The organism is Bradyrhizobium sp. 160 (assembly GCF_023073735.1).
In the GTDB taxonomy this organism is placed as follows: Bacteria; Pseudomonadota; Alphaproteobacteria; order Rhizobiales; family Xanthobacteraceae; genus Bradyrhizobium.
Genome location: NZ_JADPKD010000084.1, coordinates 91,982 through 106,203, shown reverse-complemented (window position 1 = coordinate 106,203; position 14,222 = coordinate 91,982). Strand labels below are relative to the sequence as shown.

Annotated in this window: 13 protein-coding genes and 1 tRNA gene; 4 read left to right on the top strand and 10 right to left on the bottom strand. The window is 63.1% G+C overall.

Translation table 11 applies throughout. The features are described 5' to 3' along the window. Positions 1–219 precede the first annotated feature (219 nt). The 3 genes from IVA98_RS36415 to clpX all read right to left on the bottom strand — a co-directional run bounded on the left by IVA98_RS36415 (position 220) and on the right by clpX (position 4,712). Entirely contained in the window at positions 220–624 is a 405-nt protein-coding gene (locus IVA98_RS36415) for a GFA family protein (protein WP_247299521.1), read from the bottom strand. Positions 625–693: 69 nt separating this feature from the next. Continuing rightward, positions 694–3,117 (bottom strand): endopeptidase La, encoded by a 2,424-nt coding sequence (gene lon, locus IVA98_RS36410; RefSeq protein WP_247356887.1) that lies wholly within the window; start codon positions 3,115–3,117, stop codon positions 694–696. Between the two features lie 323 nt (positions 3,118–3,440). Then, the gene (gene clpX, locus IVA98_RS36405; protein ID WP_008547851.1) at positions 3,441–4,712 is read right to left on the bottom strand and encodes an ATP-dependent Clp protease ATP-binding subunit ClpX; all 1,272 of its coding nucleotides are present in this window, start codon (positions 4,710–4,712) and stop codon (positions 3,441–3,443) included. A 178-nt stretch (positions 4,713–4,890) separates the two neighbouring features. Here clpX and IVA98_RS36400 point away from each other — a divergent pair, with 178 nt between their 5' ends. Then, on the top strand, positions 4,891–5,094 hold the full coding sequence (locus IVA98_RS36400; RefSeq protein ID WP_247299522.1) for a hypothetical protein: 204 nt from the start codon (positions 4,891–4,893) through the stop codon (positions 5,092–5,094). Positions 5,095–5,151: 57 nt separating this feature from the next. Here the strand turns inward: IVA98_RS36400 and IVA98_RS36395 are convergent, their stop codons facing one another. The 3 genes from IVA98_RS36395 to IVA98_RS36385 all read right to left on the bottom strand — a co-directional run bounded on the left by IVA98_RS36395 (position 5,152) and on the right by IVA98_RS36385 (position 7,696). Then, entirely contained in the window at positions 5,152–5,787 is a 636-nt protein-coding gene (locus IVA98_RS36395) for an ATP-dependent Clp protease proteolytic subunit (RefSeq protein ID WP_247299524.1), read from the bottom strand. 289 nt (positions 5,788–6,076) lie between these two features. Continuing rightward, positions 6,077–7,438, bottom strand: a complete 1,362-nt coding sequence (tig, locus tag IVA98_RS36390) for a trigger factor (protein WP_247356885.1) — start codon at positions 7,436–7,438, stop codon at positions 6,077–6,079. 173 nt (positions 7,439–7,611) lie between these two features. Beyond that, positions 7,612–7,696, bottom strand: a tRNA-Leu gene (locus tag IVA98_RS36385). Positions 7,697–7,849: 153 nt separating this feature from the next. Here IVA98_RS36385 and IVA98_RS36380 point away from each other — a divergent pair. Beyond that, positions 7,850–9,151 carry a multicopper oxidase family protein gene (locus IVA98_RS36380; RefSeq protein WP_247337376.1) on the top strand — a complete coding sequence of 434 codons (1,302 nt, stop codon included), beginning with the start codon at positions 7,850–7,852 and terminating at the stop codon, positions 9,149–9,151. Between the two features lie 12 nt (positions 9,152–9,163). On the opposite strand, the gene IVA98_RS36375 is transcribed toward IVA98_RS36380, so the two are convergent. From IVA98_RS36375 to IVA98_RS36360, 4 genes are read right to left on the bottom strand one after another with little or no spacing between them, the layout of a single operon-like run. Then, positions 9,164–9,451: an addiction module antidote protein gene (locus IVA98_RS36375; protein WP_247299530.1), complete on the bottom strand. Its 288-nt coding sequence runs from the start codon at positions 9,449–9,451 to the stop codon at positions 9,164–9,166. Position 9,452: 1 nt separating this feature from the next. Next, a complete protein-coding gene (locus tag IVA98_RS36370) occupies positions 9,453–9,749 on the bottom strand; it encodes a type II toxin-antitoxin system RelE/ParE family toxin (RefSeq protein WP_247299532.1) in 297 nt (98 codons plus the stop codon). A 31-nt stretch (positions 9,750–9,780) separates the two neighbouring features. After that, positions 9,781–10,197 (bottom strand): GNAT family N-acetyltransferase, encoded by a 417-nt coding sequence (locus IVA98_RS36365; RefSeq protein ID WP_247299534.1) that lies wholly within the window; start codon positions 10,195–10,197, stop codon positions 9,781–9,783. Between the two features lie 26 nt (positions 10,198–10,223). Then, on the bottom strand, positions 10,224–11,723 hold the full coding sequence (locus IVA98_RS36360; RefSeq protein WP_247299536.1) for an NAD(P)H-hydrate dehydratase: 1,500 nt from the start codon (positions 11,721–11,723) through the stop codon (positions 10,224–10,226). A gap of 381 nt (positions 11,724–12,104) precedes the next feature. On the opposite strand from IVA98_RS36360, the gene IVA98_RS36355 reads away from it, so the two are divergent. Continuing rightward, entirely contained in the window at positions 12,105–12,443 is a 339-nt protein-coding gene (locus tag IVA98_RS36355; protein ID WP_007603495.1) for a P-II family nitrogen regulator, read from the top strand. Between the two features lie 150 nt (positions 12,444–12,593). Further along, a complete protein-coding gene (gene glnA, locus IVA98_RS36350; protein ID WP_247277112.1) occupies positions 12,594–14,003 on the top strand; it encodes a type I glutamate--ammonia ligase in 1,410 nt (469 codons plus the stop codon). The last annotated feature ends 219 nt before the right edge of the window (positions 14,004–14,222 follow it).

The window sequence follows — 14,222 nt, the reverse complement described above, 5'->3', positions numbered from 1 at the left end:
AACTCGCTTTCCACGGCATCTACACCTCCCGCAGAACAAAAGCGGAAAGTGTAACCCGTCTGTCCGGTACGAAATGTCACCTATGTCTCGGGCCGCTCAGCTCGCTTCGCGACCTACGGCTGGGCAAGCCACCTTCGGAACATCATTGACGCGAAGCGGGCGAGGGCTGTCACGCCGGAGCCCGACAGGCGAAGGCGGACTTCCCGATACACGCCAAGCTCAATCCTTCGGTCTCCCCGGCAGCCCTGGCACCGCATCGATCCAGACCGCGGCCGACTGGCACCAGATCTGCCGGACCGGCCTAAGAGTGTTGCGCTGGCGGATGCTGCCCCAGCGGATGCCCCAGTCGTCGGCCTGGTCGCCCTCACCGCTCGTGAACAGCGGGGAACCGCAATCGGCGCAGAAATGCTGGAAGCGCATTCGGCCGTTGTCGCCCCGCTTGCCATAGATTTTGGGCGTGCCGCCGGTCAGGCGGACGTCCGCTCCGGAACAGACGGCCGTCACCCGGAACGGCGAGCCGGTCAGGGCCTGGCAGTCAGTGCAGTGGCAAACCGAGACCGCCTCGGGATCGATGTCGGCCTCGAAGCTGATCTTGCCGCAATGGCATTGCCCATCGATCTGCATCGCCTCTCCCTCTGGCCCCAAAACAAAAACGGCGCCCGAAGGCGCCGTTTTATCATCTTTCGCTGAACCTTAGTGGGCGGTCAGGCCGCCGGCGGCCTCATCCCCGTCCGGCTTCACCGTCACCTTGGTGTCCTCTTCCCAGACAATCGGCACCGGCTTCTTGACCAGCGCCTTGGCGACAACGTCGTCGAGGCGAGAAACCGGGATGATCTCCATGCCGCCCTTGATCGCATCGGAAATCTCCGTGAGATCCTTGGCATTGTCCTCGGGGATCAGCACCGTCTTGATGCCGCCGCGGGCAGCAGCCAGCAGCTTCTCCTTCAGGCCGCCGATCGGCAGCACGCGACCGCGCAGCGTGATCTCGCCTGTCATCGCGACATCGTGGCGGACCGGAATGCCGGTCATGACCGAGATGATCGCGGTCGCCATGGCGACACCCGCGGACGGACCATCCTTCGGCGTCGCGCCCTCCGGCACGTGCACGTGGATGTCGCGCTTGTCGAACAGCGGCGGCTCGACGCCGTAGTTGATCGCACGCGAGCGGACGTAGGATGCCGCCGCCGATATCGACTCCTTCATGACATCACGGAGATTGCCCGTGACCGTCATCTTGCCCTTGCCGGGCATCATGACGCCTTCGATCGTCAGCAGCTCGCCGCCGACGTCGGTCCAGGCAAGGCCGGTGACGATGCCGACCTGCGGCTCGCTCTCGATTTCGCCGAAGCGGTATTTCGGCACACCGAGCAGCTCTTCCAGAGTCTTCTCGGTGACCTTGACCGACTTCTTCTTGGAGATCATCAGCTCCTTCACCGCCTTGCGGGCGAGTGTCGAGAGCTCACGCTCCAGATTGCGCACGCCCGCTTCGCGGGTATAGCGGCGGATCAAGAGCAGCAGCGCGTCGTCGTCGATCGAGAACTCCTTGGAGTCCAGGCCGTGCTTGGACACCGCGTTCGGGATCAAGTGCTTGCGCGCGATCTCGACCTTCTCGTTCTCGGTGTAGCCCGCGATCCGGATGATCTCCATGCGATCCATCAGCGGGCCCGGAATATTGAGCGTATTCGCGGTCGTGATGAACATCACGTTGGACAGATCGTAGTCGACCTCGAGATAGTGGTCGTTGAAGGTCGCGTTCTGCTCGGGGTCGAGCACCTCGAGCAGCGCCGAGGACGGATCGCCGCGGAAATCGGCGCCCATCTTGTCGATCTCGTCCAGCAGGAACAGCGGATTGGACGACTTCGCCTTGCGCATCGACTGGATGATCTTGCCGGGCATCGAGCCGATATAGGTGCGGCGGTGGCCACGGATCTCGGCCTCGTCGCGCACGCCGCCAAGCGAGACGCGCACGAATTCGCGCCCCGTCGCCTTCGCGATCGACTTGCCGAGCGAGGTCTTGCCGACGCCGGGAGGCCCGACGAGGCACAGGATCGGACCCGTCAGCTTGTTGGCGCGCGACTGCACTGCGAGATACTCGACGATGCGTTCCTTGACCTTCTCGAGCCCGTAATGATCGGAGTCCAGGATGGCTTGCGCCGCTTCCAGATCCTTCTTCACCTTGGACTTCTTGTTCCACGGGATCGACAGCAGCCAATCCAGATAGTTGCGCACGACGGTCGCTTCCGCGGACATCGGCGACATCTGGCGCAGCTTCTTCAATTCGTGCTGCGCCTTCTCGCGCGCTTCCTTGGAGAGCTTGGTCTTGGAGATCTTCTCTTCGAGATCGGCGAGCTCGTCGCGACCGTCGTCGTCGCCGAGTTCCTTCTGGATCGCCTTCATCTGCTCGTTGAGATAATACTCGCGCTGGGTCTTCTCCATCTGGCGCTTGACGCGCGAGCGGATGCGCTTCTCGACCTGGAGCACGGAGATCTCGCTCTCCATCAGGCCCAGCACCTTCTCGAGGCGCGTGGTGACGGACAGCGTCTCCAGGATGCCCTGGCGGTCCGCGATCTTGACCGCAAGATGCGAGGCGACGGTGTCGGCGAGCTTGGCGAAATCGGTGATCGCCTGCACGACGCCGACGACCTCGGCCGAGATCTTCTTGTTGAGCTTCACGTAGCTCTCGAAGTCGGACACGACCGAGCGCGCCAGCGCCTCCGCCTCGACCGACTTCGCGTCGGTGTCGGCGAGCGCGACGGCGGTCGCTTCGTAATAGTCGGCGCGATCGGTGTATTTCTGCACGCGCGCACGCTCGAGCCCTTCAACCAGCACCTTCACGGTGCCGTCGGGAAGCTTCAAGAGCTGGAGCACGCTGGCAAGCGTACCGGTCTCGTAGATGGCACCGGGCGCCGGATCATCATCGGACGCGTTCTTCTGCGTCGCCAGCATGATCAGCGCATCGTTCTTCATCACCTCTTCGAGCGCGCGGATCGACTTCTCGCGGCCGACGAAGAGCGGCACGATCATGTGCGGGAAGACGACGATATCGCGCAGCGGCAGCACGGGATAAGCGTGCGTTTCGCCATGAACGATGGTTGGCCGAGGTTTGGGATTAGTCATGGCCTTTTCCTTTTGCTTTGCCCCCTTGCACGCAGCCCGCTGATCATGCGCAACCGCCACAAGGTGCCGACGTGATCCGCAGAGCCGGTCGGTCCTTTTGCGAGTCGGACCGGCTTGCCGGATCGGAACTGAGGCGAATCCAGAAGAGAATTTTCGCTCGCCGCCGACATTAGGTGGCTATCGACCCGGGGGGTGTCAAGTCATTGAAAAACGCGCGCCTTCAGGCGCTTACGCACGCAGGTAAGCGACGCAACACCGGCTGCGGAGATACAGCTCCGCAGCCCTCCTTGATGAGACGATTGGAGCGTTCCAGCGCCGGGAAATCAGGCGCTGGCATTCTCGACGGCGCGATCGGACCGATCTGCGTAGATGTAGAGCGGACGCGCCGTGCCTTCCACGACTTCTCGCGAAATCACGACCTCTTCCACACCTTCCAGACCCGGCAGGTCGAACATGGTCTCGAGCAGGATCGCCTCGAGGATCGAACGCAAACCGCGCGCGCCGGTCTTGCGCTCGATCGCCTTGCGCGCGACCGCGCCAAGCGCCTCGTCGGCGAAGGTCAGCTCGATGTTCTCCATCTCGAACAGGCGTTGGTACTGTTTCACCAGCGCGTTCTTCGGCTCGGTGAGGATCTTCTTCAGCGAGGTCTCGTCCAGGTCCTCGAGCGTCGCCACGACCGGCAGACGACCGACGAACTCGGGGATGAGGCCATACTTCAGGAGATCCTCAGGCTCGACGTGACGGAAGATCTCGCCGGTCCGGCGATCCTCTGGCGCGAGCACCTGGGCACCGAAGCCGATCGAGGTCGACCGTCCGCGCGCCGAGATGATCTTTTCGAGACCGGCGAAGGCGCCGCCGCAGATGAACAGGATGTTGGTGGTATCCACCTGCAGGAATTCCTGCTGCGGATGCTTGCGGCCGCCCTGCGGCGGGACCGAAGCCACCGTGCCTTCCATGATCTTGAGCAGCGCCTGCTGCACGCCCTCACCCGACACGTCGCGCGTGATCGAGGGATTGTCGGACTTGCGGCTGATCTTGTCGATTTCGTCGATGTAGACGATGCCGCGCTGGGCGCGCTCGACATTGTAGTCGGCAGCCTGGAGCAGTTTCAGGATGATGTTCTCGACGTCCTCGCCGACATAGCCGGCTTCGGTCAGCGTCGTCGCGTCCGCCATCGTGAACGGCACGTCGAGGATGCGGGCGAGCGTCTGCGCGAGCAGCGTCTTGCCCGAGCCGGTCGGACCGATCAGCAGGATGTTCGACTTCGCGAGCTCGACGTCGTTGTGCTTGGTCTGGTGGTTGAGGCGCTTGTAGTGGTTGTGCACCGCGACCGACAGGACCTTCTTCGCATGGCTCTGGCCGATCACGTAATCGTCCAGGACCTTGCAGATTTCCTTCGGCGTCGGAATGCCGTCGCGCGACTTGACCAGCGAGGATTTGTTCTCCTCGCGGATGATGTCCATGCAGAGCTCAACGCACTCGTCGCAGATGAAGACCGTGGGACCCGCGATCAGTTTGCGGACTTCGTGCTGGCTCTTGCCGCAGAACGAGCAATATAGCGTGTTCTTGGAGTCGCTCGTGCCGACCTTACTCATTCATGTCTCCGTCCGCGGTTCGATCCCGTTCCGCTCGATCGCTCCATTCCGACACGATGGCCGGCATGAAGCTTAAGTAGAGCAAATTCCGTACCAAAAAAGACCCTACGCGTTACATCCCGTGCGAATCACGGTCGCTCGATTCTCCGCGATCTTAGCCGATCAATCGTAGCCAACCATGCTGTCACCCGACTATCAAGAATTCGCTAATCGGGGCTCGCCGGCTACCCGTGACAATACCGTGATTTCCGGCCTTGGCACGGGCGAAGTGATCGAAATCATTCCGGCGTTGCTGGATTACCACGAAAAACAAGCACGAAAGCGGAACTTTCTGCCTGTCGCAGGACGCAAGACGGCGTTTTGCAACGCGCCCTTAACGTGAACACCGTCCTGACGGTCCCCGGCGATCCCGAGGGATCGCCGTAACCACCGGGTAGTGCTATTGGGTTTTCGCCGGCGCCGGTTCCTCGGCGCGCTTGTCGATCACCCTGTCGACCAGACCGAACTCCTTGGCGTCGTTCGCAGTCAGGAACTTGTCGCGTTCCAGCGCGTCCTCGATCGACTTGTAGGTCTGGCCGGTGTGCTTGACGTAGATCTCGTTGAGCCGCTTCTTCAGATTCAGGATTTCCTGGGCGTGCAGCATGATGTCGGTGGCTTGGCCCTGGAAGCCGCCGGAGGGCTGGTGAACCATGATACGCGCGTTCGGCAGCGAGAAGCGCATCTCCTTCTCGCCGGCGGCAAGCAGCAGCGAGCCCATCGAAGCCGCCTGGCCCGTGCACAGCGTCGAGACCGGCGGGCGGATGAACTGCATGGTGTCGTAGATGGCAAGCCCCGACGTCACCACGCCGCCCGGCGAGTTGATGTACATCGAGATTTCCTTCTTCGGATTTTCAGCCTCGAGGAACAACAACTGCGCGACGATCAACGTCGACATCCCGTCCTCGACCGGGCCGGTCACGAAGATGATGCGCTCCTTCAGCAGGCGCGAGAAAATGTCGTAGGCGCGCTCGCCACGGTTGGTCTGCTCGACCACCATAGGCACGAGGTTCATGTAGGTTTCAACCGGATCGCGCATGAGTCACCTAGGGTTTCGGAGACGGACATCGCCAGGCTTGGCTGCCAGTTTGGCTGGATTTGCCGGAAGGCGGATGGACGTCCTGTGATGCAGGAACTTGGCAGAGGTAGAACATTGGTACAGGGCGTACCGACAGATATAGCCCAATTCGCGCCTGACAAGTGCGGAGCGCATTAAGGCTTAATCCCTCGGGTAGTTGAAGCTGATTCGCACAAAGAGGCCCAGCCGGCCATCTGGCTAGCTTGGCCTCTTCGCTGATCATTCTTAATAGAAGACTGCCTCAATCCCTTCAGGCAGCGGTCTTTTCCGCCTCGTCGTCCTTGTAGAGGTCCTCGCGCGAGACCTTCTTCTCGGTCACGTTTGCGAGTTCGAGGATGAAATCGACGACCTTGTCCTCATAGATCGGTGCACGAAGCTGGGCCAGCGCCTGGGCGTTGTTGCGGTAATAGTCCCAGACCTCCTTCTCACGGCCGGGCATCTGGCGCGCCCGCTCGATCACCGCGCGGCCGACCTCGTCGTCGGTCACGGTGATCTTGTTCTTCTCGCCGATCTCGGAGAGCACGAGGCCGAGGCGCACGCGGCGGTCGGCGATCTTGCGGTACTCTTCCTTGGCGGCATCTTCCGTGGTGTTCTCGTCGGCGAAGGTCTTGCCGGCGGAGTCCATCTCGGCCTTGACCGAGTTCCACATCAGATTGAACTCCTCGTCGACCAGCGAGGGCGGCGCTTCGAAGCGATGCGCCTCGTCGAGGCGGTCGAGCAGCGCGCGCTTGACACGCTGACGCGTCGCGGTCGCGAACTCGGCGGCGAGACGCTCGCGCGCGGCTTCCTTCAGCTTGTCGAGCGATTCAAGGCCGAGCGTCTTGGCGAACTCGTCGTCGATCGCGATGTCCTGCGGCGCCTCGATCAACGTCGCGGTGGTCTCGAACTCGGCGGGCTGGCCGGCGAGCTTGTCGTTCATGTAGTTCTTCGGGAACGACACTTTTAGCGTGCGCGTCTCGCCCGCGCCGATGCCGGTCAGCTGCTCCTCGAAGCCGGGGATGAAGGTGTTGGAGCCGATGACGACCTGGATGCCCTCACCGGTGCCGCCCTCGAAGGCTTCGCCGTTGATGGTGCCCTTGAAGGCGACGGTGACGCGGTCGCCCGAGGCGGCCTTGGCGCCCTCGCCCTTGTCAGCATAGGTACGGTTGGAATCAGCGATGCGCTTGATCGCCTCGTCGACGTCGGAATCGGTGACCTCGGCGACGGGCTTCTCGACCTGGAAGGTCTTGAAGTCGGCGAGCGCGATCGAAGGCACCACCTCGATTGCGACCGTGTAGGTCAGATCAGTCTTACCCGACAGCAGCTCCTCGACCTCGGCCTGCTCGGTCGGCATGATGATCTTCGGCTCGGTCGCAAGGCGGAAGCCGCGCTCGGAGAACAGCTGGGTGTTGGTGTCGCGGATGGTCTGGTCGATGGTCTCGGCCATCACCGAGCGGCCATAGACCTTCTTCAGGTGACCGACCGGCACCTTGCCGGGACGGAAGCCGTTGAGGCGGACCTTGTCCTTGAGATCGACGAGCTTGGCATCGGCCTTGGCGTCGAGATCAGACGCAGGGACGCTGATCTTGAACTCGTGCTTCAAACCTTCCGAGAGGGTCTCTGTGACCTGCATGGCGTCCAATCTTCTTCTCGTTCGGTCCCGGCGCGCATGCGTCGGGACGCTGTCATTAATCGATCCGGCGCGAGGCAGACGCCTCAACGCCGGTGGTTCAACAGGCCGGCTCCAAGCGGACAAACATCCGCGAGGAAGCTGGCCTCGTAATCCGTGCAAACGCTGAAAGCGCTTGGTGCGGGCGGAGGGACTCGAACCCCCACATCTTGCGACACTGGAACCTAAATCCAGCGCGTCTACCAGTTCCGCCACGCCCGCGTGAATTCGCATCAAGGCCGGCCGCGATGCCGCGGGCGGCCGGGCTTATAGCATGTGCCCGACTGTTCGCAGCAAAAAAATGGCTGGTCGGAGGCAGGCATCAAATAGGCATGACGGCTGGACTTATCCAGCGCGGCGTGGTCCGGATCGGCCATGACAACGCGGATTTTTGACCTGAGCCGACGCGAGGTCTTGGCGGGCCTCGGCGCCACGGCGGCCGGGCTGATCGCCGGTGGCGCCACCCCGCCGGTCACTGCCCAGCTCGCCCTCCAGGCAAGGCCGGCGACGTTGGCGCTGAGGCAGGGTCAGCCGCCTACGCCGATCTGGGAGCTCGCCGCCGTAAGCCATCTGGGAAACGTTCGTCTCAAGCGCGGCAACCGCTGCGAGGTGGTGTTCCGGAACGAGCTGCCTGTGCCGCTTGCACCAGTCTGGTCCGGCCTGAACGGCCCGGCCGCTTCCGATCCGCTCCGGGGGCGCGCGCCAACCGCCCCGGACGCGACTGAAACATCAATCATCTCAATATCTAGTGCCGGAACCCTGCTGGCCGACTTCCGGCTCTTCGAGGACGGCCTGAAGCAACCCGCGCGGCCGCTTCCGATCATCGCCGAGGAGGCAAATCGGGTCCCCGTCGATCGCGACGAGGTGTTGCTGATTGAGGAATGGCGCCTGCGGCCGGACGGGACCGCGCTTGTCCCCGGTCGCGATCCCCAGGACAGGACGCCGCTCTATACGATCAACGGACAGACTTCATTCGAGCTCTCAGCCGCGGCCAATGAGCGGCTGCGGCTGCGCTTTATCAATGGCTCCCAACGCACTGTTCTGGCGATCAAATTGGAAAGCCACGAGGTCCGGGTCATGGCCCTGGACGGGCAGCCGGCCGAGCCCTTCCCGGCTCGCAATGGCGTCCTCGTGCTGGCTCCCGGTGCGCGGGCCGACGCGTTTGTGGACGCGGCCACATCGGCCGCTTTCGTGCTGCATGACGGCAAGGAGGCGCGAAGCGTAGGCAGCCTCAAGGTATCGGGCAGGCTGGAGCGCGCGCCGCTATTGCCGCCGCAACCTCTCCCTCCCAATGACCTGCCCGATCAACTCGATCTGAGAGGCGCCCTGCGGTTCGATGTCGCGCTGGGCGCAGCCGATTCCGGCTGGGCGCGGCCGGCAAACTTTTCCACCGCTTCCGCCCCCGCCTTCCGCGCCAAGACCGGCCGCACCGTCGTGCTGGTCCTGCAGAACGCCGCCCCGATCACCACCGTGTTCCACCTGCACGGCCACCCCTTCCGCCTGCTCGACAAACTTGACGACGGCTGGAAGCCCTACTGGCTCGACACGCTCGCGATCGAGCCCCGCCAGACCCAGCGCATCGCGTTCGCGGCGACCTCACCCGGACGATGGCTGCTCGAATCCGTTCTGACCGACTGGGCCGCCCCGCGCCTGGTGCGCTGGTACGCGGTGGAGTGAGCGCCCCGCCAATTAGGCGTGCGGCTTGGCCGTAAGCTCGATCCCAAGGGCCTTCATCACCGCGATAGTCGTCTTCAGCGTCGGATTGCCGTTGGCGCTGAACGAGCGATAGAGTTGCTCACGAGAAAGGCCCGTCTCCTTGGCGATCTGCGTCATGCCTTTGGCACGGGCGACGACGCCAAGCGCGTGGGCAATATAGGCTACGTCCTCCGTCTTGAACGCCTCTTCCATGAAGACGGCAATCGCCTCGTCGGACTGAAGGTCCTCCGCCGGATCATAAGTCGTCAGCTTCTCGCCCATCTCATTCGCTCCACATCTCGGCGAGGCGCTTGGCCGCCTTGATGTCCTTCGCCTGCGTGCTCTTGTCGCCGCCGCACAGCAGAACGATGATTGTGTTGCCCCGCTTTTGAAAATAGATGCGATAGCCGGGGCCGTAATGGATACGCAGTTCGCTCACGCCATCGCCCACCGGCTCGACATCGCCGGCATGCCCTTGAGCCAGCCGATCCAATCGCGACGCAATCACCGCTCTGGCACGCTCGTCCCTGAGACGCGATCGCCACTTCCGAAAGGTCTCAGTCTGCTTGAGGTCAACCACTTGTAGTTTATAGACTACATTCTTTTGCACATCAAGTGGGTTCGCGTATCCAGCGGTAACGGACGTCCGGCTCATTCTCCACGTTTCGCATACCGTCGGTCTGCTCGACCAAGCTAAAACCCCTTCTCTCGTAGAAGCCTCGCGCCGAGGCGTTGCGCTGGAAGGTCCAGAGCTCCAGCCGTTCACAGGCGCGCTTGGCGACCTCGAGCAGTCCGGTGCCGACGCCGCGGCCTTGGGCAACGGGAAGCACATAGAGCTGCTCGATCCATCCGTCACGGAAAGCGATGAGCCCGCTCAGCACATCGCCGTCGAAACTTCCCCACACGCGGCATATCGGAAAAACGCGCTCGCGGTAGAACCAGCGGTCCTCGTCCAGCGTGTGCAGCCCAACCAGCCACGACATGGCGTGGTCGAACGCGATGCGATGGACCTGTGCGGCGGCATCCATGTCGGGCAGCGCGAGTGGCCTGAGCACTAGTACTCTACCCCGAGCGCGTCATAGATCCGCCGATGGACGGCTGGCAGCGTCTCGGTGAGATCCTCTGCGATCAGCCCGGGCCCGGCTTCCCGCCCCGCCTCGCCGTGCATCCACACGCCGATGCTGGCGGCCTCGAACGCCGGCACGCCTTGCGCCAGGAGGCCAGCGATGATGCCCGAGAGCACGTCGCCGGCGCCGGCGGTGGCGAGCCAGGGCGGCGCGTTGGCGGCGATGATGGCGCGGCCATCGGGGGCGGCGATCGTCGTGTCCGGTCCCTTCAACAGCACGACGGCGCCGGAGCGCTCGGCGGCGGCGCGAACGCGCTCGAGTTTCGAGCGGCCCGGATGCTTGTTGCTGAGGTCGGAAAACAGCCGCGGAAACTCGCCCTCGTGCGGGGTCAGCACCACCGTATTGTCCTGCGACGACTTGATCGATTCGAACAGCCGCTCGGGCTTTGCGGCAAAGCTCGTCAGCGCGTCGGCGTCCAGCACCAGGCGCCGCTGGGCCGTCAGCGCGGTGTGAACGAGATCGCAGGTGCGCTCGCCGACGCCCGCGCCGGGGCCGATCATGCAGGTGTTATAGCGCTTGTCGCCGAGAAGCTCGCCGAACTCGATCGCGGTGTCGATCGGGCGAACCATCACCGCGGTCAGCGCGCTCGCGTTGATCGCGAGCGCATCGCGCGGGCTCGCCAGCGTCACGAGGCCGGCGCCGGCCCGCAGCGCCGCGCGTGCGGCAAGCCGCGCAGCGCCCGTTGCGGCTGCATCACCGGAGACGGCCAGCACATGGCCTCGCGCAAATTTGTGACCGTCGACGCGCGGCACCGGAAAGGCGGCGCCCCAGAAATCCGGATCGTTCTCGAAGAGCTGCGGGGCGATCTCGTCCAGCACGCTTGCGTCGATGCCGATGTCGGCGACGCGCACACGGCCGCAATGCATGCGACCGGGCAGCAACAGATGCGCCGGCTTCTTGCGGAAGAAAGTCACGGTCTCCGCGGCATTCACGGCCGCGCCCATCACCGCGGCGCTGGTGCCGTTGATGCCGCTCGGCAGGTCGACGGCCAGCACCGGCGCGCCGTTGCCGTTGATCGCCTCGATCATCGCGCGCGCCTCGCCATCGACCGGACGGCTGAGACCCGCGCCGAACAGCGCATCAATGATCAGTGCCGGCTTTCCGATCGCCTGCGGATTGAACGGGAGCACCGGGTGCTTCCAGCCGCGCGCGGCCGAGGCGGCGTCACCCTGAAGCTGGTCGCGCTCGCACATCAGGATCACCGAGACCTCGCGCCCTTGGGCGGCGAGCTCGGCGGCTGCGACAAAACCGTCGCCGCCATTGTTGCCGGGACCGGCGACGATCAGGATCGGCCCCTCCTCCACCAGCGCATTGGCCGCCTCGGCGACCGCCTGGCCGGCGCCGAGCATCAGCTTGAAGCCGGGCGTGCCTGCCGCAATGCTGAGCTGATCGGCGCGCTGCATTTCAGCGTTGGTCAGAACTTCCATGCCACTTCCCTGTCCAAACGCCCGTTCAACAGGCACGTTCCGTGCCGACCCATCCCACGAAACAAACGATCTGCACACATATTGAACCGTTTGCCTATTTCGTAGTCTTCGGTATTTTGTGCCGGTCGGCGCCACCTATCAGATTGTGCTCGTTAAAAGGCTGATAACGCTCCAATAATCAGGGCATTTGCAACTTGGCATAGACCCTGCTTTCGAGGAAGCCGCTTCGGTTTGTCGTGCTCACTGGCATCTATCAGGGCGTGGCCGGCCGTCGTTGCCGGGCTGGTCAGGCATCCCGGCATAGCGAAGAACGATTGTGCGTGACAAAAGCGCATCCTGACGAAGACGTTGCTATTTGATCGAAAGGCCGGGAGGCGCGCAGTGAAGAAAATCGAAGCCATCATCAAGCCATTCAAGCTCGACGAGGTGAAGGAAGCGCTTCAGGAAGTCGGCCTACAGGGCATCACCGTCACCGAAGCCAAGGGCTTTGGCCGGCAGAAGGGTCACGCCGAACTCTACCGCGGCGCAGAATACATCGTCGACTTCCTGCCCAAGGTGAAGATCGAGATCGTGATCGGCGACGATCTGGTCGAGCGCGCCATCGACGCGATCCGGCGCGCGGCGCAGACCGGGCGCATCGGCGACGGCAAGATCTTCGTCTCCAATATCGAAGAGGCGATCCGCATCCGAACCGGCGAATCCGGGCTGGACGCTATCTGAGCCGGGTGCTATCCCGCATTTTGCGACACTCTGACAGGAAATAAGGCTGCTTCGGCGGCCTGATTTCGTTTGTACGCGCGCAAAACTCGCCCAAAGCGAGAATAATCTTGCTCATCTGGAAACCGACCCGCAGAGCCAAAAGGGGTATGCATGAAGACCGCCAAAGACGTCCTGAAATCGATCAAGGACAACGACGTCAAATACGTCGACCTGCGCTTCACCGATCCGCGCGGCAAGTGGCAGCATGTGACGTTCGACGTCAGCATGATCGATGAGGATATTTTCGCCGAAGGGACGATGTTCGACGGTTCCTCGATCGCCGGTTGGAAGGCGATCAACGAGTCCGACATGTGCCTGATGCCCGATCCGGTGACCGCGACGATCGACCCGTTCTTCGCCGAGACCACGATGGTCATCACCTGCGACGTGCTCGAGCCGACCACCGGCGAGCCCTACAACCGCGACCCCCGCGGCATCGCCAAGAAGGCCGAGGCGATGGTGAAGTCGATGGGCGTGGGCGACACCGTCTTCGTCGGCCCCGAGGCCGAGTTCTTCGTGTTCGACGACGTGCGCTTCTCCTCGACCCCCTACAACACCGGTTTCCGTCTCGACTCCTCGGAACTGCCGACCAACTCCGATACCGAATATGAAGGCGGCAATCTCGGCCACCGCGTCCGCACCAAGGGCGGCTACTTCCCGGTTCCGCCGCAGGACTCCGTGCAGGACATGCGCTCGGAGATGCTCGGGGCCATGGCCAAGATGGGCGTCAAGGTCGAGAAGCATCACCACGAAGTCGCCTCCGCCCAGCACGAGCTCGGCATGAAGTTCGACACGCTGACGCTGATGGCCGACCACATCCAGATCTACAAATATTGCATCCACCAGGTCGCGCACATCTACGGCAAGACCGCCACCTTCATGCCGAAGCCGGTCTATGGCGACAACGGTTCGGGCATGCACGTTCACCAGTCGATCTGGAAGGACGGCAAGCCGGTGTTCGCCGGCAACAAGTACGCCGACCTGTCCGAGACCTGCCTCCATTACATCGGCGGCATCATCAAGCACGCCAAGGCGATCAACGCCTTCACCAATCCCTCGACCAATTCCTACAAGCGTTTGGTCCCGGGCTATGAAGCGCCCGTGCTGCTCGCCTACTCCGCGCGCAACCGCTCGGCCTCCTGCCGCATCCCTTACACCGCTTCGCCGAAGGCCAAGCGCGTCGAGGTGCGCTTCCCCGATCCGCTCGCCAATCCCTATCTCGGCTTCGCCGCGATGCTGATGGCCGGCCTCGACGGCATCAAGAACAAGATCGATCCGGGTCCGGCGATGGACAAGGATCTCTACGATTTGCCGAAGGAAGAGCTGAAGCAGATCCCGACGGTGTGCGGCAGCTTGCGTGAAGCCCTCGAGAATCTCGACCAGGACCGCGCCTTCCTCAAGGCCGGCGGCGTGTTCGACGACGACTTCATCGATGCCTATATCGAGCTGAAGATGACCGAAGTCGAGCGCTTCGAGATGACCCCGCATCCGATCGAATTTGACATGTACTATTCGGGCTGATCGGCTCGAATGCCATGCGACAAGCAAAAGGCGCTCCGAAAGGGGGCGCCTTTTCGTTTCGGAAGTTGTGGTAAGGCTATCGCATATGACTGCTGCAATCTTGTCGAACGTGCTCGGCCTGCCTGCATAGTTCGAGGCGCACGCTGAGGCGAGTTCCTCACCATGAGGACGTGATATTCGCCGGGGGGTCCGCCATAGGCGGGGTCCTTCGGATGTTTC